Annotated in this window: 20 protein-coding genes; 13 read left to right on the forward strand and 7 right to left on the reverse strand. The window is 35.8% G+C overall.

Going from position 1 to position 19,692, the window contains the following annotated elements; genetic code table 11:
• The first annotated feature begins 306 nt into the window (after window positions 1-306).
• Window positions 307-432: a DNA-binding anti-repressor SinI gene (gene sinI / locus LG276_RS07015; protein ID WP_224935452.1), complete on the forward strand. Its 126-nt coding sequence runs from the start codon at window positions 307-309 to the stop codon at window positions 430-432.
• A gap of 155 nt (window positions 433-587) precedes the next feature.
• On the opposite strand, the gene LG276_RS07020 is transcribed toward sinI, so the two are convergent.
• The gene (locus LG276_RS07020; RefSeq protein WP_095370084.1) at window positions 588-908 is read right to left on the reverse strand and encodes a helix-turn-helix domain-containing protein; all 321 of its coding nucleotides are present in this window, start codon (window positions 906-908) and stop codon (window positions 588-590) included.
• 341 nt (window positions 909-1,249) lie between these two features.
• Between LG276_RS07020 and LG276_RS07025 the strand changes: the two genes are divergently transcribed.
• Both LG276_RS07025 and map read left to right on the forward strand, forming a co-directional pair.
• Window positions 1,250-1,765, forward strand: a complete 516-nt coding sequence (locus LG276_RS07025; protein WP_251163104.1) for a type 1 glutamine amidotransferase domain-containing protein — start codon at window positions 1,250-1,252, stop codon at window positions 1,763-1,765.
• A 114-nt stretch (window positions 1,766-1,879) separates the two neighbouring features.
• The gene (map, locus tag LG276_RS07030; protein WP_251163103.1) at window positions 1,880-2,626 is read left to right on the forward strand and encodes a type I methionyl aminopeptidase; all 747 of its coding nucleotides are present in this window, start codon (window positions 1,880-1,882) and stop codon (window positions 2,624-2,626) included.
• Between the two features lie 44 nt (window positions 2,627-2,670).
• Here map and LG276_RS07035 read toward each other — a convergent pair whose 3' ends face one another.
• Window positions 2,671-2,898 (reverse strand): DUF1128 domain-containing protein, encoded by a 228-nt coding sequence (locus LG276_RS07035; RefSeq protein WP_191815858.1) that lies wholly within the window; start codon window positions 2,896-2,898, stop codon window positions 2,671-2,673.
• A gap of 148 nt (window positions 2,899-3,046) precedes the next feature.
• Here LG276_RS07035 and LG276_RS07040 point away from each other — a divergent pair, with 148 nt between their 5' ends.
• Both LG276_RS07040 and LG276_RS07045 read left to right on the forward strand, forming a co-directional pair.
• Entirely contained in the window at window positions 3,047-3,397 is a 351-nt protein-coding gene (locus LG276_RS07040; RefSeq protein WP_224935461.1) for a YtxH domain-containing protein, read from the forward strand.
• A gap of 20 nt (window positions 3,398-3,417) precedes the next feature.
• A complete protein-coding gene (locus LG276_RS07045; RefSeq protein WP_095370079.1) occupies window positions 3,418-4,242 on the forward strand; it encodes a YihY/virulence factor BrkB family protein in 825 nt (274 codons plus the stop codon).
• A gap of 209 nt (window positions 4,243-4,451) precedes the next feature.
• On the opposite strand, the gene LG276_RS07050 is transcribed toward LG276_RS07045, so the two are convergent.
• Together LG276_RS07050 and LG276_RS07055 are read right to left on the reverse strand one after the other, a co-directional pair.
• Window positions 4,452-6,371, reverse strand: a complete 1,920-nt coding sequence (locus LG276_RS07050; protein WP_251163102.1) for a heavy metal translocating P-type ATPase — start codon at window positions 6,369-6,371, stop codon at window positions 4,452-4,454.
• Window positions 6,372-6,562: 191 nt separating this feature from the next.
• On the reverse strand, window positions 6,563-7,741 hold the full coding sequence (locus LG276_RS07055; protein ID WP_251163101.1) for an MFS transporter: 1,179 nt from the start codon (window positions 7,739-7,741) through the stop codon (window positions 6,563-6,565).
• A gap of 157 nt (window positions 7,742-7,898) precedes the next feature.
• On the opposite strand from LG276_RS07055, the gene cax reads away from it, so the two are divergent.
• The gene (gene cax / locus LG276_RS07060) at window positions 7,899-8,957 is read left to right on the forward strand and encodes a calcium/proton exchanger (RefSeq protein ID WP_251163100.1); all 1,059 of its coding nucleotides are present in this window, start codon (window positions 7,899-7,901) and stop codon (window positions 8,955-8,957) included.
• A 346-nt stretch (window positions 8,958-9,303) separates the two neighbouring features.
• Window positions 9,304-10,113 (forward strand): YfkD famly protein, encoded by an 810-nt coding sequence (locus LG276_RS07065; protein WP_251163099.1) that lies wholly within the window; start codon window positions 9,304-9,306, stop codon window positions 10,111-10,113.
• A 34-nt stretch (window positions 10,114-10,147) separates the two neighbouring features.
• Here the strand turns inward: LG276_RS07065 and yfkAB are convergent, their stop codons facing one another.
• Window positions 10,148-11,275, reverse strand: coding sequence for a radical SAM/CxCxxxxC motif protein YfkAB (gene yfkAB, locus LG276_RS07070; protein WP_251163098.1), 1,128 nt, complete (start codon window positions 11,273-11,275; stop codon window positions 10,148-10,150).
• 144 nt (window positions 11,276-11,419) lie between these two features.
• Between yfkAB and LG276_RS07075 the strand changes: the two genes are divergently transcribed.
• The 5 genes from LG276_RS07075 to rlmD all read left to right on the forward strand — a co-directional run bounded on the left by LG276_RS07075 (window position 11,420) and on the right by rlmD (window position 16,844).
• Window positions 11,420-11,602 (forward strand): SE1561 family protein, encoded by a 183-nt coding sequence (locus LG276_RS07075; protein ID WP_095370074.1) that lies wholly within the window; start codon window positions 11,420-11,422, stop codon window positions 11,600-11,602.
• Between the two features lie 167 nt (window positions 11,603-11,769).
• On the forward strand, window positions 11,770-13,320 hold the full coding sequence (locus LG276_RS07080) for a fumarate hydratase (protein ID WP_281202781.1): 1,551 nt from the start codon (window positions 11,770-11,772) through the stop codon (window positions 13,318-13,320).
• Window positions 13,321-13,445: 125 nt separating this feature from the next.
• Window positions 13,446-14,240 carry a delta-lactam-biosynthetic de-N-acetylase gene (pdaA, locus tag LG276_RS07085; RefSeq protein WP_251163097.1) on the forward strand — a complete coding sequence of 265 codons (795 nt, stop codon included), beginning with the start codon at window positions 13,446-13,448 and terminating at the stop codon, window positions 14,238-14,240.
• 325 nt (window positions 14,241-14,565) lie between these two features.
• The gene (locus LG276_RS07090; protein ID WP_251163096.1) at window positions 14,566-15,429 is read left to right on the forward strand and encodes a DNA-3-methyladenine glycosylase; all 864 of its coding nucleotides are present in this window, start codon (window positions 14,566-14,568) and stop codon (window positions 15,427-15,429) included.
• Between the two features lie 17 nt (window positions 15,430-15,446).
• Window positions 15,447-16,844 carry a 23S rRNA (uracil(1939)-C(5))-methyltransferase RlmD gene (gene rlmD, locus LG276_RS07095; protein ID WP_251163095.1) on the forward strand — a complete coding sequence of 466 codons (1,398 nt, stop codon included), beginning with the start codon at window positions 15,447-15,449 and terminating at the stop codon, window positions 16,842-16,844.
• 185 nt (window positions 16,845-17,029) lie between these two features.
• Here rlmD and LG276_RS07100 read toward each other — a convergent pair whose 3' ends face one another.
• Window positions 17,030-17,245: a hypothetical protein gene (locus LG276_RS07100; protein ID WP_404293939.1), complete on the reverse strand. Its 216-nt coding sequence runs from the start codon at window positions 17,243-17,245 to the stop codon at window positions 17,030-17,032.
• Window positions 17,246-17,402: 157 nt separating this feature from the next.
• Here LG276_RS07100 and LG276_RS07105 point away from each other — a divergent pair, with 157 nt between their 5' ends.
• Window positions 17,403-18,488 carry a CotH kinase family protein gene (locus tag LG276_RS07105; RefSeq protein WP_404293941.1) on the forward strand — a complete coding sequence of 362 codons (1,086 nt, stop codon included), beginning with the start codon at window positions 17,403-17,405 and terminating at the stop codon, window positions 18,486-18,488.
• 328 nt (window positions 18,489-18,816) lie between these two features.
• Here LG276_RS07105 and LG276_RS07110 read toward each other — a convergent pair whose 3' ends face one another.
• Entirely contained in the window at window positions 18,817-19,644 is an 828-nt protein-coding gene (locus LG276_RS07110; protein ID WP_251163093.1) for a UTP--glucose-1-phosphate uridylyltransferase, read from the reverse strand.
• Between the last annotated feature and the right edge of the window lie 48 nt (window positions 19,645-19,692).

Genomic DNA, 19,692 nt, shown 5'->3' on the forward strand with positions numbered 1-19,692 from the left:
AAGTATCTAATTTTAAAAATCAAAGAGGAAACTGAACATCAATCAAACTTTTAGAGGGAGGAATTGAAGTTCAGTTTTTTCATTTATGGGTAGTTTTCAACTTAAAAGTTCCGATTTATTCCTCTATTCTACAAGTTTCATTATACTCTTGTCGTTTTTTGATTGAAAATGAAGAAAAAAATTAGCAGATTTTAGAATGAACAAGTAGTAAAATGTAAATATCTACAATAGTCTGAAAATAAAGCGGGGTTTATTGCAAAATAGGACTAATTAAGAATATGCTTCAAGTCTAAAGGGGGATTTAATTTGGAAAGGTCTTTAGTTATAGAAACACTAGATGAAGAATGGCTTGCCCTTATTGAAGAAGCAAAACAATTAGGTTTGAATAAAGAAGAGGTGAGAATTTTTCTACAAGCTAAAGAAGAGGATTAACATGACGTCGAGGCCTCCGAATTAATGAGCTTACGATTATGGTTAAAATAGAACAAAAAAATATAAAAAGAAAAAAACCTCCGATAATCGCGAAGATTATCGGAGGTTTCATTCATATCTCTTTTTATCTTTATAGATTCGTTTGTAAGCTTGTCTTATTTATTTCTAGTCTTCCACTTATTAAAGTCGAGAAACTCCCGAAATTCTTCTTTTGAAACCCCAGATTCCATCGCTTCTTTGACTATATTTATCCAATCAGTATCTAATTCTTCTTTATTAATTTGATCATGGATAAGGTGATCAACAGGTACATTGAGTACAGCTGCGATTTTTTCGAGGAATTGAATGGAAGGGTTCGTTTGTAAATTTCTCTCCAATGAGCTTAAGTAGGATTTTGCTACTCCTGCTTGATCTGCAAGCTCTGATAAAGACATTTTTTTCTCTTGTCTTAATGCTTTGACTCGATTACCAATCATCACGTTCACCCTATCTATCTTTGTTGTTAACAGTATCATATCAAAAAAAGAGAATCCAACCGCTTATGTCCGTAAATTGTAATCGCTTAGTCTTTTAATTGTAATAAAAAATTTTTAATCATTACATTACGGAGCTGCCGATATAAATGAGACTGTATAAACTGAATAGATTGAATTCTTACCGTTCTAAAAGAATTTTAACAGAAAATAAATATCAAGTATAGTTGTAGAGCATGTTTTCTTTGATATATTAATTAACATACATATATGTTTTAAGGGAAGACTTTCAGGGAACGGACATAATATAACCAACAATATAAACCATAAAGGAGAGATAGTAAATGAGTAAAAAAATTGCTTGTCTAATTACCGATATGTTTGAGGACTCTGAGTATACAGAGCCAGCAAAAAGTTATAAGGAAGCAGGACATGAGGTTATTACAATTGAAACTGAGGCTGGTAAAGTCGTAAAAGGGAAACAAGGTAATGATCAAGTGACAATTGATAAAGGTATAGATGATGTGAATGCAGATGAGTTTGATGCTCTCTTTATTCCAGGTGGATTTTCTCCTGATATGTTAAGAGCAGATGATCGTTTTGTTCAATTTACGAAAAAGATGATGGATGCGAAAAAACCTGTTTTTGCTATTTGTCATGGACCACAATTATTAATTTCTGCTAAAACATTAGAAGGTAGAGGAGCAACAGGCTATAAATCGATTCATGTAGATATGGAGTATGCAGGAGCTAAACTTCAGGATAAAGAAGTAGTGGTTTGTCAGGATCAACTTGTGACGAGCCGTACACCTGATGATATTCCTGCCTTTACAAGAGAGTCTTTAAAATTACTCGGATAATTTCTGAAAAGCAAACGTTGCATGATTTTTGTAAAACTTTTCATTCAGCGCTAATATTAATAAGTAGAGTATAATAACTTTTAATATAACAGTGACTGAAAGAAGGTTTTGCTATTGATCGTGTTGAAATCACCTAGAGAGATTGAAAAGATGCATGAAGCAGGTAAGGTACTTGCTGAATGTCATAAAGAGATTGCCATGAAAATTAAACCGGGTGTAACCACATGGGAAATTGAAGAATTTGTCGATGCCTATCTGAAGAAAATAGGGGCTACACCTGAGCAAAAGGGCTATCGCGGGTATGAATATGCTACCTGTGCCAGCATTAATGATGAAATTTGTCACGGATTTCCGAGGAGGGAACCATTAAAATCAGGCGACATTGTAACGATTGATATGGTGGTCAATTATAATGGTGCTCTTGCAGATTCAGCTTGGACGTACGGCGTTGGAGAAGTGAATGAAAAGGTATCTACCCTATTAGATGTCACAAAGGAATCATTATATAAAGGAATTGAGCAGGTGAAGATAGGCAACCGAATTGGAGATATTGGTTATGCGATTCAACAGTTTGTTGAAGAGAAAGGATTCTCGGTAGTAAGGGAATTTATTGGTCATGGGATAGGGGCAAGCATCCACGAAAAGCCGGATGTTCCTCATTTTGGCCTCCCTCATAAAGGACCAAGAATAAAAGAAGGTATGGTTTTTACTATTGAACCAATGGTGAATACTGGGATGCACCATATGAAGATGGATCAAAATGGCTGGACTGCGCGAACAGTTGATGGTGGTCTATCAGCTCAATATGAACATACCATTGCTGTCGGTAAAGATGGTATCACGATTTTAACTGAGCAATAAAACTAAAAGCAGCTGCATGATTTGCAGCTGCTTATAATAAGGACTTATTTATTCTTGCGCAAGTTTCCTAATTCTTCAGCGATTGCTTGCATTTCATTAGGACTGAAATGATTTTTTTTCATCACTAAATCGTAAATATCTTTTAATTCTTCATACATTTCTTCGTCAAAATGAGAAGATTTAATGGCGCCAATATTTAATACTTTTAGTTTTTCCTTGATTTTTTCGATCATAAAATCGACATTTTCAGTTGATTTCTGTGATAAATTCACTTGATTTCCCCCCATAATATATCAGTAGTATAATCTTTCCATGGTTAAAGTGAAAAGTCAACCATTGATAGGTGTAAAGCTTGCGTGTTTTTAGCGAAAAAAAGAAAATAAAGTATAGGTAGATTAAAAAAATAAAGGAGTGAGGAAAATGGGAAAATCATTGTTTTGGAAAGGTGTTGTCCTTGGAGCGATAGCAGGCGGAGCGCTCACGATGCTAGACCGTGATACAAGAGAAAATGCAAAATCTAAATGCAGAGAAACGACAGAAAGTGCAAAATATTACATAAAAAATCCCGATGAAGCCGTTCAACAAGTGAAAGGTGTCTCTTTAAAGGTTAGAACAGCCGCCCAGCAAATCGGCGAAGATGTGGCTTTCTTAACGACCACAATTGAGGATATTAAAACAAAAGCAATTGAAACAAGAGAAGCCTTAAATGACCCTAAAAGTGAAGTAGAGGTTTCAGAAGCGACGTTAGAAGGGAATGTTAGGAATAACTAACAAGGTTTGGGGGATCGCTGATGAAACAAGTCACTACTTTTGGAAAGGAACTATGGGAGCAAATAGATAAGGATGATGTTTTCGGCGTAGCTGCACAATTGGCCTACTTCTTTCTTCTATCACTTTTTCCATTATTAATTGTTTTGATATCATTGCTACCTTATTTACCGATTACTCAAGAGGATATATTTGCTATCGTTAGAGATTTCGCACCAAAAGAAATTATGTCATTATTGGAAGACAATTTGAGTGCTGTCACAACGAAAAATGGGGCTCTGTTATCAATTGGTATTATCGGTACATTGTGGTCCGCGTCTGCCGCGATAAATGGCATCATGAGGGCTTTTAATAAGGCATATGATGTCGTTGAAAGTCGATCATTTATTGTTGCAAGAGGTATTGCTATGCTTTTAACTATTTCTATGGTTTTTGTTTTCTTAGTAGCATTATTATTACCTGTGTTTGGGAGACAAATTGGTCTATTTATCTTTGATGCATTTGGATTGACTGAGCAATTTTTGAGCATATGGAATGCCCTTAGATGGCTGGCGAGTCCGCTTATCATCTTTATTATCTTTAGTGGATTGTACTGGTTTGCTCCTAATAAGCGTTTAACCAATGTGACAGTTATCCCAGGTTCACTTTTTGCTACAATTGGCTGGATTCTATCTTCCTATGCGTTTTCTTATTATGTGAGTAATTTTGGAAATTACTCGGCGACATATGGGAGTATTGGTGGAATCATTATATTAATGATTTGGTTTTATTTAACGGGTATTATTATTATGATTGGTGGAGAAATAAACGCATTGTTAAATAAATACAGCAAAGTGAAAAACACATAGTAAAAGTTACCTGATTGTAAGGTGCATAAATGGACAACCTAAGCTTAAGGAGGGTGAGTACATTGACTGCAAATAAAGATGGTAACACAAAACAAAAAGGTAAAAATAAACCTAAACAAAAAACATCTAGTTCGGCTAATAAGCAAAACGGCTATCATTAAATAAAGAAGCAGCTATCCATTCACACACTTGGATAGCTGCTTTTTTTTTTAGTTCTTCAACAACCTTAAGCTATTTAATATCACTAAAATGGTTGAACCTTCGTGACCGATTACACCGTAAGGAAGGTCTAATATCTGTAGAAAATTGGAGCAAATTAACAGCATAATAACTGATATAGAGAAAATAATATTTTGTTTAATAATGGTGTTCATGCGTTTGGATAGGGCAATTGCATGAGCGATTTTAGGAAGATCGTTTTTCATTAAAACAATATCTGCTGTTTCTAATGCAACATCGGTTCCTTCTCCCATGGCAATCCCAACATTTGCAGTCGCAAGTGCAGGCGCATCGTTAATTCCATCTCCAACCATTGCTACTTGTTGATACTGATTTCTTAATTCCTTAACATGATCCACTTTTTTTTCTGGCAAACATTCTGCAATAAAGTCTTCTACATTAGCTTCAGCAGAAATGGCTTGAGCGGTGGATTGGCTATCGCCTGTTAACATGATGGTGTAAATACCTTGATCATTTAATTGTTTAACCGCAGCCTTCGTTTCTTGACGAACTTGATCCTTTAATGCGATTAATCCACACACCTCATGATCGCGTTCAAATAAAACGATCGTTTTACCATTCGATGCTAATGTTTCTTGCTGTTCTTTTAATTCTGGCGGAAGTTCGTTATTGTTCAAAATAAATGATGGTTTACCAATTTTCCAAGTGACGCCGTTAATCACTGCTTTAATGCCCCATCCTGGTACATCTTCGATTGATTCGGGCTCTATTAGAGGAGAGCTCTGTTCTTCTTTTGTATACGTGACGATGGCAGTAGCAAGTGGATGGTTTGCATGGTTTTCAATTGATCCAACAATGCATAAATAATCATCACGATGCTGAGTGTGTAGAGTAATAAAATCTGTTACTTCCGGTCGTCCTTTAGTTAAAGTACCTGTTTTATCAAACGCAATGGCTTTAATATGGCCTAAGTTCTCTAAATGTACCCCGCCTTTAAATAAAATTCCTTGTCTTGCTCCATTTGAAATCGCAGACAATGTAGCCGGCATAATAGAGGCGACAAGTGCACAAGGTGAGGCGACTACTAGAAGAATCATGGCACGGTAAAATGTTTCGTTCCAACTCCATCCAAGTAAGAAGTGTGGGAGAAATAGCATGAGTGCGACGGTCAGTAGTACAATTTTTACATATTTTCCTTCGAAATTCTCTATAAATAACTGACTAGGGGACTTTTCACTTTGTGCTGATTGGACCAGCTGAATGATTTTTTGAAAAAGAGTTTCATCCGCTTTTTTAGTGATTTCTACTTTAATGGCTCCATTCATATTGACGGTGCCGGCATACACTTCTTCAGATAACCCTTTTGTTACAGGAATCGATTCACCAGTAATCGTTGCTTCATCTATAGTTGTTTGTCCGTAGACAATGATTCCATCAGAGGGAACGCGTTCCCCTGGTTTAACTAGAATTTTATCTCCGATTTGGAGTGTAGAAACGTGAACAACTTCTTCACCATCCTCATGAATTAATAAAGCTTCTTCAGGTTGCAAATCCATAAGGCTAGAAATTTCTTTTTTACTTTTATTCATGGTATATGTTTCTAGTGCGCCACTCATTGCAAAGATAAAAATAAGAATGGCACCTTCAATCCAATAGCCAATAATTGCGGAGCCGATTGCGGCAAAAATCATCAGCATTTCAACGTTTAATTCCTTATTAGCAATCGTTTCTTCAATACCTTCTTTTGCCTTCGCAAACCCTCCGATAATAAAAGATAAGATAAAGATAGTGATAGAAGTTGTTTCATAGCCTCCTTTACTAAGTAACCAACCGATAAGAATAAAAACACCTGAAGTAATTGCGGCTATAAGCTCGATATGTGGTAGTAACTTTTCGAATAATTGACTAGATGATTGCGATTGTTTTTGTACTAGGACATTTCCTTCCATATTTTCATTTCCTCCATTCTCATTGAGAAGAATAATCAACATCATTACCCTTAAAAACGACGAAAGCTGCCACCATATAGGTGACAGCAGAAAAAGTGCCGAATTGATAATATTTAATTGCTTTAATTTTACATTATATTGTAACTTTTGAAAAGGGTTATTCTCTATATTAGACGTTTTTTTAACATCATTTAACTGTGAAACGATTGCTTGCTCATCTTATGGCGACCAAAATAAGCGATAATCGTAAAATTAATGAGCATCATCCCACTAATAACGGCGAAAAAGCTTAGTGATTGTATATATTGAATAAATAAACCGCCTGCGTAGGGTCCAATAAGACTGCCTAAGCTAAAGGCAACACCACAAAGAAGATTTCCGGTAGGTAAAAGCTGAGTGGGAGTTAAATCTGTCATATAACTAATTCCCAATGAAAAAGTACTTCCTACAGCCATACCTGCTAAAAATAGTAGCAACATAAGAATGTTGACATTCTGTTCAAATACCGCAGCAGAAGAGAAAAGAATAAAACCACAGAATAAAATAATCATTAAAATATTTCTTCGTCCATAGCGGTCACTTAACATCCCTAAAGGCAATTGAAAAATAATTGCTCCGACAGCAAATGAGGTAAGCAATAACGAAACTGATGAGACTTCTATTCCCATGCGCACGGCATAAACAGGGAAGCTCCCATTTATTGACGATTCTAAGAACCCGTAACTAAATGGTGGAATAAAGGCAATCCAAGCATAAGTAGATACATCGTAAAAACGATGGAAAGTCCCTTTTAGTGATTGAACAGCGATTGTTTGCTGTGGCTGCTCATTATCGAGAAAGAACACAAACCCCCATGCAATAAAACAAAAGAGGGAAGAAATAATAAATGGAAGAGATTCACTTATATGAACTAATGGTGTCATTAGTGGTCCAACAGCAAACCCAATCCCAAAGAATAATCCGTAGATGGAAATATTTCTCCCTCGATTGCGTTCAGGAGAAAATGACGTAATCCATGTTTGTGTTGAAAAATGGAGGGCGTGGTCGCCTATTCCAATCAATAACCTTAAAATAAACCAAAACCAAAAACTCTTCCATAGTGGAAATAATAAGAGGGAAGTAGCTACAAGAAGTCCCCCGATAATAATGACTGGTTTATATCCATATTTTCTTAGGGGATATTCCATGAAAGGTGAAATAAGTAAAATACCAATATATAAACCTGCTGCATTTAAGCCATTTAAACTTGAAGATACACCATCACCTTCAAAAATGATAGCGATGAGCGGTAATAGCATCCCTTGACTAAAACCTGATATCGCAACAATGAATACTAAAATCCAAAACCTTACTCTTAGTTTTTTGTCCATAAAATAACCTCAATAAATGAAAATAATAAATCTTCTACCACAATAGATATTATATGTGGAAGAAGAAATTGACAAGAGAATAATCATAATCTTTTCATAACAATCCTTAAAAATGTTTATCTTAAGAAATGTAAAGCGATTTTTTGAGGAGGATGGGATGAATAAAGTTTTTGCTATACTCGTATTTATTGGTGTACCGTTATCCATAATAGGAAGTCTTCTACATTGGTCAAGTACATTGATGTTCATTATTTATTGTGTTGCTATCATTGCCTTAGCTAGTTTTATGGGGCGATCGACAGAAAGTTTGAGTATTATTGCTGGTCCTAGAATTGGTGGATTGTTAAATGCAACCTTCGGCAATGCGGTTGAATTAATCATTGCGATTTTTGCATTAAAAGAGGGATTAATTGGTGTTGTTTTAGCATCATTAACAGGAAGTGTATTAGGTAACTTATTATTAGTAGCCGGCCTTTCCTTTTTTATTGGAGGTATAAAGTTTAAAAGGCAAAGCTTTAATATCCATGATGCACGCCATAATGCAGGCTTACTCATCTTTGCAGTCATTGTGGCTTTCGTTATTCCTGAAATATTTTCAATGTCAATGAATGAAGAAAAGACGATGATTTTTAGTATTGGAGTTAGCATCATCCTGATGGCTTTATACTTAGCCGCATTATTCTTTAAATTAGTTACACATAGAGGCGTGTATAATAAAGAGGATGAAGACGGAAAGAAGAAAGTGGAGGAAGAACCAGAATGGAGCAAAGGAAAATCCATTTTAGTATTAGCCCTTGCTACATTAGCTGTAGCCTATATTTCTGAAAATCTTGTTCACACCTTTGAGGAAGTAGGACAGACATTTGGTTGGTCGGAATTGTTTATCGGCGTCATTATCGTTGCAATTGTAGGGAATGCCGCAGAACACGCTTCAGCGATTATTATGGCTGCGAAAAATAAAATGGATATTGCCGTAGAGATTGCCGTTGGTTCTACTTTACAAATTGCTATGTTTGTCGCGCCCATTCTTGTCCTTATCTCGCTACTTTTCCCTGTAGCGATGCCGCTCGTATTTACAGTACCAGAATTAATCACGATGGTATCAGCTGTTTTTCTAATGGTTGTTATCTCCAACGATGGTGAGTCTAATTGGTTTGAGGGTGGCACCCTTCTAGCAGCTTATTTTATCATCGGTATAGGCTTTTATTTACTATAATAAAAAAACGACTCCGAGGTTAGCCGGGAGTCGTTTTGAAATATTTCGAATAAAAAGGAAGCGCTTGCAATTTTGTTTTAAACTCATTAAGTATTTAATCGAGGACTGCTAGTGTGCATTCGCTTGAATTCATTAACCACTCCTTTATGGTGTTTGTTCATAAATAAAGCGAATCGTAATGAAGCTGCCCTCCTTTCGAGTGAGTGTATAAATAGTATAAAATATATAAAAACTTTTGTAAATATTCAAAACATTACAAAAATGTTACTTTTTTATTTTCCTTTATGGATAATATTCACATCATACGAAAAAACTAATGCATATAAGTTTGAAAGGAGTAAGAGAAATGAAGAAATGGCTATATGCTTTAGTATTGATGACCATTGGGGTGACATCCTTTCAATCAGCGACATCTGCTGAAGGAAAAATAGAAACAAAGGGGGAAACGATAGAGATACCAAGTTCTGTTTTAAATGTAGAAAAGGACAATACGTATCCAAACCCTGCTCAAGATTTACCAACATTACAGCCGAGTGAATTAACACAAGAATTAATGGAGACATCAAGAGTAAAAATAGATAACCCTGAATTAATACGTATGTTAAATGAAACAACAGTAAATAGTACACCTTTTGCCATCGGATACCGTGCGATTGTTTATTTAGGTCAATGGCCACTCAATTATCAATCACAAGAAACATCACCTAATTGGGAGTTTCAAAAGATCAATACGAACTATTTTGATAATCGCGGGGGAAATGCGGTCTTTCAAATGAATTATGTTCAAGAAATGCAAAAGGTAGTGAAAGGTGGACTTACATCCAAGGTACCACATGCGCAAGATGTAAAAAAGATGATGTTGTTGAAGGCGACAGAAAAAAGTGGATTACCCTTATCCTTTGAAACGATTGTAGGAGCAGGAACGAAAAAAGATCATAAATATCATGTTGCAATCAACCGCTTGGGCTACCTATATGCATACGCACCTGCTATTAATGAAAAAGGGAAAGTTACTTATGGTGAAGTTTATATAATGTTGAAAGGAAGCAAAAAAACCTTAGTAGTGAAAAATATTACCTCTCAAGGAATTGGCGCATGGATTCCAATACAGGATCATGTCTCATTTGGATTTATTGTTTCGGAACGACCACGTTAAATAGAAAAGTGCGCCATTTTATTGGCGCACTTTTCTATTTCTCAACTGAGATATTTGCTTTTTTAGTTTGGAAGTCTATTTCAGGGTAATAACTGTCTTTGACTAACACATTTGGCCCTAAACATCTTGCTTCACTACAATGGCAATTTAAAGACTTAGCAAGCTTCGTTTCCATCCACTTATCGAAAACAGATGGAAGTGCGTCTGTCTGTATATTCCCTAAAGGAGGTGTATCACCAAAGTCCGTTACAATCACATCACCAGTAAAAATGTTTACATTTAGTCTTGAACGACCATCAGGATCATTTCTAACAGTGACATTCTGCTCATTATGAAGACGTTGTAATAAAGCTAAGTCTTCTTCATTATTGTTGCATGGATAAAACGGCAATGTTCCAAACAACATCCAGGTATCTTTGTCACGAATATCCAATAGATGATGGATTGCTTGGCGCATTTCTTTTAATGATAAAGTTTCGAGAGTAGATGCAAAATCTGAAGGGTACATTGGATGAACTTCATGACGTTGACAATGCATTTCTTCTGTTATTTGCTTATGGATTTTCTCTAAATAGGGTAATGTTCTTTTATTTAACATTGTTTCAGCAGAGACCATTACACCAGCTTGTACGAGTTCTTTACTATTCTCGATCATACGATCAAAGAGTACCTGTCTTTGCTTTATGGATGGTTTTCTTTCCATCATAGCAAAACCACCCTCAATAAATTCTTCTTCGGTACCCCAGTTATGAGAAATATGTAAAACATCTAAATAAGGGATAATGCTATCATATTTACCTCTATCTAATGTGAGGTTAGAATTAATTTGTGTTCGAATACCGCGTTCGTGAGCATACTTAAAAAGAGGGATCACATAGTTATGAACTGATTTCTTCGATAGCATCGGTTCGCCTCCCGTTATAGAGAGTGAACGCAATTGCGGGATTTCCTCTAAGCGTTTGATTAATAAATCAACAGGAAGTCCATCAGGATCTTTTGGTTGCAGAGTATAACCAACAGCACAATGCTCACAACGCATATTGCATAAAACCGTAGTTGTAAATTCAATATTGGATAAGGTTAATTTTCCATAATCATCGATATCCATATAAGCTTCCCAAGGGTCATAACTTGGTGAAATTGGTAACGTTTGAGATATCATTCAAAAAAACTCCTTTAAGTAAATCTGTAGTCATTATTCATCTAACGTAAGCTTCTGTCAACCTTTAATGAAAAATAAACCTTTATTGCAGCTCTATTGCATTTCATGTAGGATTAAAGTTGTGTAGAGAAAGGAGCGAATACTGTGGGCAATTCAATTACTGATAAAGACAATCAAGTAGCTTTCTTAAAGCAACGTCTTCATATGTTTATGGACGTATTAGATGCGATAGAACCTGAAAACACGGAGTTAGAGGATGTTGATCGTCTCATCGAAATGATCGACGATCTTGAATCTAAAGTAAGGGAATTTAATCATAGAGATTAAAAAGAAGTGGTGAAACCCTCTAAAAAAAATTGGGTTTCACCATTTTTTTGTTTCTACAGTTGGTCTTTTCTTGACTAAAGAATGAGTATATAATGGTATACGATAATGATTCTAATTTTTCGCAAAAGAAATTGATCGGTCGCAAAGGGAAAGGGGAACTTTGAGAAATGAATATGGAGCAATTCCAAAAAAGTATGTACGACTTAATTGTAGAAACTTCGACGAATTTACCAAAGGATGTTCGTCGGGCAATTAAGGCAGCAAAAGAAAGAGAAAGTGCTGGTACGAGATCAGCGATGAGTCTGGCAACAATTACAAATAATATCTCTATGGCAGATGATAACGTATCGCCAATCTGTCAAGATACAGGATTACCGACATTTAAAATCAAAACACCAGTTGGCGTCAATCAACTAAAGATTAAAGAAGCAATTAAGAATGCTATTGCAGAGGCAACAAACGATAGTAAATTGAGACCTAACTCTGTTGATTCCTTAACAGGTGCTAATAGCGGAGATAATTTAGGTGGTGGCACACCAGTTATTAAATTTGATCAGTGGGAAGAAGAGTATATAGACGTTCGTTTAATTCTAAAAGGCGGCGGCTGTGAAAATAAAAATATACAGTATAGTTTGCCTGCAGAACTTGATGGTTTAGGAAGAGCCGGACGTGATTTAGATGGTATCCGTAAATGTATTATGCATTCGGTTTATCAAGCACAAGGACAGGGATGTAGTGCAGGATTCATAGGTGTAGGGATTGGCGGAGATCGTTCATCTGGTTATGATTTAGCAAAGGAACAACTATTCCGTTCTGTAGATGATGTAAATCCAAATGAAGATTTACGAAAACTTGAGGAATATGTTCTTAAAAATGCAAACGAGCTTGGAATTGGGACAATGGGGTTCGGAGGAGAAACGACTTTATTAGGATGTAAAGTTGGTGTGATGAATCGTATTCCTGCTAGCTTTTTCGTATCTGTAGCCTATAATTGCTGGGCATATCGTAGACTTGGGGTAAAAGTAAATCCTGACACAGGTGAAATTAATGAATGGCACTATCAAGATGGTGAAAAAATTAATTTTGCTGACGAAGCAGCGCAAGAAACCGCTGCAACAACAGAAGCTGAACAAGAAACAAAAGTTGTTACGCTTCAAGCTCCAATAACAGAGGAACAAATCCGTGAACTTAAAGTTGGCGATGTGGTCCAAATCAATGGTCGAATGTATACAGGTCGTGATGCGATCCATCATCATTTAATGGAGAACGATGCCCCTGTAGATTTAAATGGACAAGTAATATATCATTGTGGACCAGTAATGATGAAAGATGATCAAGAAAAATGGCATGTAAAAGCAGCAGGTCCAACTACAAGTATCCGTGAAGAACCATATCAAGGAGATATTATGAAAAAATTCGGTATTCGCGCCGTGATTGGAAAAGGCGGTATGGGACCGAAAACATTAAAAGCGCTAGAAGAGCATGGTGGAGTATACTTAAATGCAATTGGTGGAGCAGCGCAATATTATGCTGATTGTATTAAAGAAGTAGAAGGTGTTGATTTAATGAACTTCGGTATTCCAGAAGCAATGTGGCACCTACGTGTAGAAGGATTCACAGCAGTAGTTACAATGGATTCTCACGGAAATAGTCTTCATAGAGATGTAGACAAATCCTCGTTAGAGAAGCTAGCGAAATTTAAAGAACGTGTATTTTAATTTGTTCTTGAGACACCAACATAGAGTGGTGTCTCTTTTTTATATGGATAACTATTTTGGAAACTTTTAGCGCTCGTAATTTATTGTTGCTAGCAAACAATAAGAAAAAAAGAAGGAGAAGCGCTATGAAAAAATTGATGATATTAGTAAGTATCTTTCTGTTTATCTGTTCAATCCCTGTCTCAGCAAGCGAATTCAGCCATGCTCCTATCCATTGGGGAATTAAAAAAGCACAGAATGAATCGCCGGCGGAAGCGGGAAAAATGCTTGATAATCTTCTAACAAAGCATCAATCTGTTTATAAGGGAGATCCGACTAAAAAAGATATTTATCTTACTTTTGATAATGGGTATGAAAATGGGTATACGGATAAAATTCTTGATGTGCTCAAAAAAGAACAAGTACCTGCGACATTCTTTATTACGGGTCATTATATTCGTACGGCACCAGATTTAGTAAAAAGGATGGCAAAGGACGGACATATAATCGGTAACCATTCTTGGACTCACCCAGATATGACAAGGATCAGTCGCGATAAATATAAACAAGAATTAGAAAAAGTGAGAGCAGAGACGGAAAAGTTAACAGGTGTTAAACATATGTCCTATTTAAGACCACCTCGTGGTATTTTTAACGAACAAGGATTGGCTTACGCAAATGAATTAGGCTATACCCATATCTTTTGGTCTCTAGCCTTTGTTGATTGGAAAACAGACCAACAAAAAGGCTGGAAATACTCCTATGACAACATTATGAAGCAGATTCATCCAGGAAGCATATTATTATTACACACAGTATCAAAAGATAATGCAGATGCTTTGCAACAAGCAATTGTGGATTTAAAACAACGAGGATATGAATTCAAATCATTAGACGATCTTATGTGGAGCCAAGCCTTGGATAGCTCCTACTTATATTAACAGTCACCACCTACAATGAATTTCATTGTAGGTGTTTTGATTTATAAAGAAAGGATAATGGCAAACAGAGAGTGCTTTGGATCTATAAGTCTAAAAAAGCGAAAAACAAAGCTAACAAAGTTCCATCAAAATTTATAAGCAACATAAATAATAGATGCAGTATTCATCATTTATAAGAAGTAAAAATCCCCATTAAATCATTGTGAAATTCTTGTTATAATTATATGTAAGAACAGGTATTCGTCTTGATAGAAGACAGTTGAAAAAGGCTCATAAAAAGATCCTTAGTATAATACGAGAAAAAACAGTGAAGGATGAACGGTGAATGGAGATAATAAAAGAAATAGGTGGACCCTATAATTTTGATGCTGTTTTAAGTCGCTTATCAAGTGACCCGCTTATTTGGGTGAATCGGGACAGGAGAATGTTAAAGGTACCCCTTAAGTTACAAAATGAATCCGTCGTTGTTACAATCACAGGTTTGGGTACAACGAACAAACCTAAATTTCTTATGACAGGATTAAATGAAGCAACAAAAGAAGAAGCGTTGGTTAGATTAACAGATATTTTTCGGTGGAATATTCCCTTAGCAGATGTTCATCAACATTTTCTAAAAACGGATTTGCGTCATGTATTTCTTGCTCATTATGGAACACCTTTTGTGTTAGATTTTGATTTATTTGGTTCGCTCCTCAAATGTATTGTTCATCAACAATTGAATATGAAATTTGCTTATACGCTTACAATGAGGTTTGTGCATAAGTTTGGTTATGAGAAAGATGGTGCTTGGTTTTATCCTGATCCTGAAACAGTAGCTAATGTAACAATTGAAGATTTAAGGGCATTACAATTCAGTGGCAGGAAAGCAGAGTATGTTATTGGGATTGCTAAAGAGTTAGCAGAAAAGCAATTATCTTTATTGCAACTAAAAGAACTGTCAGATCGTGAAATTCATGATAAACTGATTAAATTAAAAGGCGTAGGTCCATGGACAGTGCAGAATTTTTTGATGTTTGGTTTAGGGAGAGATAATCTTTATCCAATGGCAGATATTGGCTTGCAAAATGCGTTAAAAAAGCTTTATCAATTAGAGCAGAAGCCTTCCTACGAACAAATGGAATTATATGCAAAAGACTGGACGCCTTATTTAAGCTATGCCACCTATTATTTATGGCGTAGTATCGAATAACTGTGGAGTGATTATTTTTGAATAAACAAACGAATCGTAAAAAAGAAACTGCCGTTCAGTTAAAACTCAAGCAACGGTTTCCTTTAACAATCAAAAGGTTAGGTATTAACGGAGAGGGTGTCGGATATTTTAAAAAGAAAGTGGTCTTTGTTCCTGGTGCCCTGCCTGATGAAGAGGTTGTAGTAGAAGTCACAAATGTTCAACCGAAATTTTCAGAAGCAAAGATAAAAAAAGTTAGGAAACCTTCTCCCTACCGAGTAGAGGCACCTTGTCCGTTATTTGGTGAGTGTGGCGGATGTCAGTTACAACATCTTCGCTATGATCGCCAGTTAATAGAAAAAAGGGATATGGTTATTCAATCGTTAGAGAGACACACCAAAATAGATCCAAGCACCATTCAAATAAAACAAACAATCGGAATGGAGGACCCTTGGAGATACCGGAATAAAAGCCAATTTCAAGTAGGGACGAAGCAAGGTGAAGTGATTGCAGGATTATATAGCATGAATTCACATCAGCTTATTGATATTGATGAATGCATCGTGCAGAAGCCAGAAACAATATCTGTTACAAATACGATGAAGCGTATTCTTCAAGATTTAAACATTAGTGCTTATAATGAACGCACGCGCAAAGGTGATATCCGTACAATTGTGACGAGAGTGGGTGTGAAAACTGGGGAAGTGCAAGTTGTGCTCATTACAAGACAAAAAGAGCTTCCAAAGTCTTCACTAATAGTAGAAGAAGCTACGAAGCGGATTCCGAATTTACGTTCGATTATTCAAAATGTCAATGGCCAAAAAACATCTCTCATTTTTGGGGATGAAACCATACCACTTGCGGGTGAAACGTTTATATATGAAATGCTAGGGGATATCCAATTTGAATTATCGGCACGTACTTTTTTTCAACTCAATCCAGAGCAAACCGTCAAATTGTATAATGAAGTCAAAAAAGCAGCAAATCTAACTGGTAAAGAAACGATTGTTGATGCGTACTGCGGAGTAGGAACAATTGGATTATGGTTGGCAGATCAAGCAAAAGAAATACGTGGAATGGATATTATAAAAGAATCAATCACAGATGCAAAGAGAAATGCAGCTAAACATGGAGTGAAGCATGCTAAATATGTAACGGGTAAGGCTGAAGAATGGTTACCTAAATGGGTGAAAGAAGGCTTTCGTCCAGATGTTATCGTTGTCGATCCCCCAAGAACAGGTTTGGATCAAGCATTATTAAAAACAATCCAACAAGTCAAACCTAAAAAATTGGTTTACGTGTCTTGTAACCCATCTACACTGGCAAAAGACATCGATTTTCTCCACCGTCAATATAAAGTAAAAAGCATACAGCCAGTAGACATGTTTCCACAAACTGCACACGTGGAGTGTGTCGTCTTATTAACCTTGATATAACAGAGTGATTGGCAAGGAATTGATGTGATTAATCGCGTTTAACTACGTCAGAATGACCACATCAACTTCTTGCTTTTTTAGTGTGTAGCGACCGTATATTAACTTATTACAATTTTAATACTTCATCAAACTGTGCAATTCTTACCTGCATGTCATGAGTAATTATGATTAAAAATGTCTAATGTTCATATACGAGAACCAGAGCCAGAGCCAGAACCAGAGCCAGAGCCAGAACCAGAGCCAGAACCAGAACCAGAGCCAGAACCAGAACCAGAGCCAGAACCAGAGCCAGAGCCAGAGCGGTTATCATTAGCTTTTGATCCTGGGTTTCTACTTAGAAATTCCTCATTCCCAGCGTCTTTTGCCTCATTTAGAAGCTTTTTTACGTCTTCTTTTCCCATCTATAAAAACCACCTTTTAATAATAATCCTTAATATTTAAGGTAGTTTATTTTATGAAAAAATTTTTCATTGGTTCTAAACTTCCAATTAATTAATGATCATTTGCATTATTTTTTTCATATGATAATGGGTAAAGTGAGGGAGGCGATGATATAAGATGCAGAAGAATACTATACCTACATTAAGTATTTCTACGCAACCAGAACTGATAGAATTTTTAGAAAAAAATATTTGGCATGATGAATTAATTCCTTCTAAATTAGTTATAAACAATCATTCATTTGATATCGGTATTACTTATAGAGGAAATCATACACGTAAATTAAGAAAAAAATCTTACAAAGTTGATTTTGGAACATATAATGAGGAGTTTCTTGGACGTGAAATTCACATTAATGCAGAGTATTGCGATCCTTCTTTCATTCGAAATAAGCTATCTTTCGATTTTTTTAAACAGATTGGAATCAATTCACCTGATTGCAGGTATGTTTTAATTGAGATAAATGGAAGGCCCTCAGGAACTTACTTACAGCTTGAATCTGTTGATGATCACTTTTTACAAAAAAGACAACTTTCATATGGGCCTATTTATTATGCAACGAATCATCAAACTAATTTTTCTTTGTTAACCACCAAAGGTGAGCCCAAATCTTCATTAATTTCAGGGTATGTGAGAAAAATAGGGAATGCTGAGGACGATTCTGATTTAGAAAAGCTAATAATAAAAATCAATACGATACCACGTAATGAGTTTGGCAAAGAAATTGTAAAGTACTTGGATGTCAAAAAATATTTAATTTGGCTGTGTGGTGTGATTTGCACACAAAACTACGATGCTTTCATTCAAAATTATGCCCTTTATCGAAATGGAGAATCAGGATTGTATGAAATGATCCCATGGGATTTTGATGCAACATTTGGAAGGGATTGGAACGGAGGGGTTATGAAGTTTAATCGAGTTCCTATCGAAGGTTTTAATACACTCACGGCAAGACTTCTTGATGTAAAGGAATTTCGTGTTCAATACCGCATTCTTCTAGAAGAGATATTAGAGAATTATTTCACAGTTTCGGAATTTGAACCAAGAATTATCAACCTTCATAATTTATTGCGTCCCCATATAGCATTAGATCCATATAAAAAGGATGCTATTGATTTATTTGATAAAGAACAAGAATTTATCCTGCAATTTATTTTAAATCGCAATCAGTATCTTAGAGATCATCTTAATGATCTGGAATAAAGGGAAATAATATTTCATGCCTAGACTCTCAGTATTTTAGATGGGAGTCATATTAGTGTGCAAAGGTAGTTTATAAACAGGGTATGAAAGTTCCCATGGAGACAAAGTCGAGCATGTCTCGGTTATGCAGAATTTGAACGCAGCCCTAGACAAAACCTCTGTCTGAGATAAGAGGTAAATTATTGGACTAGTTTGCAAAAGCAAAACAAGGTCGAGATCGGGCTGCGGAATCTCTCTATATTTTGTTAAGTTCATTCGTTTTGTAGTACACCAATAAGGAATGAATGGATATTTAATTGCAGGATAAATCAAGCAAGGCAAACAAGGACTATTCATCCTCTTTTTTAGAATTACTCATCAATTTTTGAATAAGGTTGAAATATCCTTTATCTGTACCGATGTCATAGCGTTTTGCAGATACTTCCACACCGTAGCACTTTTCTAACTTTAATAATTTTTGTATTGCATCGGTTAGTTGAACTTCACCTCCAACTCCTTTACTTCCTTTTTCTAAATATGAAAAAATAGATGGTTCAAAAATGTATCTCCCACTTACGGCTAAATTAGATGGGGGAGTGGAGCGAGGCTTTTCTACAATATCAGATATTTTATAGGTATTATCTTGTAAATCAATCGCTTTCACTACGCCGTAGTATTTTAATAACTCTTCATTCAATTTTTCCAGAGCAATTACTGTAGATTGATAATTTTCGTATACGTCTAAAAGCTCTCGTAAAGCGGGCTGGCCCCTTTGTAGAAATATATCATCAGGAAGAAGAACAGCAAATGGATCTTTACTTGCAAATCTTTTACCTAAGAGTATTGCTGTACCTAGTCCATCTGCAAAGGGTTGGCGTACATATTGAATAGAAATAGCAGGTCCGACAATTTTATTCAATAAATGTTGTTTTCCGGTCTTTTCTAAAAAGGCTTCATATTCTAGAGATCGGTCAAAATAATCTAAAATCATATTTTTATTACGGGATACCACTATTAAGATTTCTTCAATTCCTGATTCAATGGCTTCTTCAATAATATATTGTATGGCTGGTTTACCTGCGATCGGGAACATTTCTTTTGGAAGCACCTTTGTTATTGGCAAATTTCTTGTACCGAAACCTGCAGCAGGAATGATTGCTTTTTTTACTGTCTTCATCATAACCTCTCCTCTTCACTTTCTATATATTAATCTAATATATTTTAC

Source organism: Cytobacillus kochii, from assembly GCF_044790165.1.
Classification (GTDB): domain Bacteria; phylum Bacillota; class Bacilli; order Bacillales; family Cytobacillaceae; genus Cytobacillus; species Cytobacillus kochii.

Coding starts and splice junctions, on each gene's coding strand:
- LG276_RS07020 (WP_095370084.1), bottom strand. CDS start 908: ATGATTGGTAATCGAGTCAAAGCATTAAGACAAGAGAAAAAAATGTCT.
- LG276_RS07025 (WP_251163104.1), top strand. CDS start 1,250: ATGAGTAAAAAAATTGCTTGTCTAATTACCGATATGTTTGAGGACTCT.
- LG276_RS07100 (WP_404293939.1), bottom strand. CDS start 17,245: ATGGGAAAAGAAGACGTAAAAAAGCTTCTAAATGAGGCAAAAGACGCT.
- LG276_RS07105 (WP_404293941.1), top strand. CDS start 17,403: ATGCAGAAGAATACTATACCTACATTAAGTATTTCTACGCAACCAGAA.
- yfkAB (WP_251163098.1), bottom strand. CDS start 11,275: ATGATATCTCAAACGTTACCAATTTCACCAAGTTATGACCCTTGGGAA.
- LG276_RS07040 (WP_224935461.1), top strand. CDS start 3,047: ATGGGAAAATCATTGTTTTGGAAAGGTGTTGTCCTTGGAGCGATAGCA.
- LG276_RS07050 (WP_251163102.1), bottom strand. CDS start 6,371: ATGGAAGGAAATGTCCTAGTACAAAAACAATCGCAATCATCTAGTCAA.
- LG276_RS07065 (WP_251163099.1), top strand. CDS start 9,304: ATGAAGAAATGGCTATATGCTTTAGTATTGATGACCATTGGGGTGACA.
- LG276_RS07055 (WP_251163101.1), bottom strand. CDS start 7,741: ATGGACAAAAAACTAAGAGTAAGGTTTTGGATTTTAGTATTCATTGTT.
- pdaA (WP_251163097.1), top strand. CDS start 13,446: ATGAAAAAATTGATGATATTAGTAAGTATCTTTCTGTTTATCTGTTCA.
- cax (WP_251163100.1), top strand. CDS start 7,899: ATGAATAAAGTTTTTGCTATACTCGTATTTATTGGTGTACCGTTATCC.
- LG276_RS07090 (WP_251163096.1), top strand. CDS start 14,566: ATGGAGATAATAAAAGAAATAGGTGGACCCTATAATTTTGATGCTGTT.
- LG276_RS07045 (WP_095370079.1), top strand. CDS start 3,418: ATGAAACAAGTCACTACTTTTGGAAAGGAACTATGGGAGCAAATAGAT.
- LG276_RS07080 (WP_281202781.1), top strand. CDS start 11,770: ATGAATATGGAGCAATTCCAAAAAAGTATGTACGACTTAATTGTAGAA.
- LG276_RS07110 (WP_251163093.1), bottom strand. CDS start 19,644: ATGAAGACAGTAAAAAAAGCAATCATTCCTGCTGCAGGTTTCGGTACA.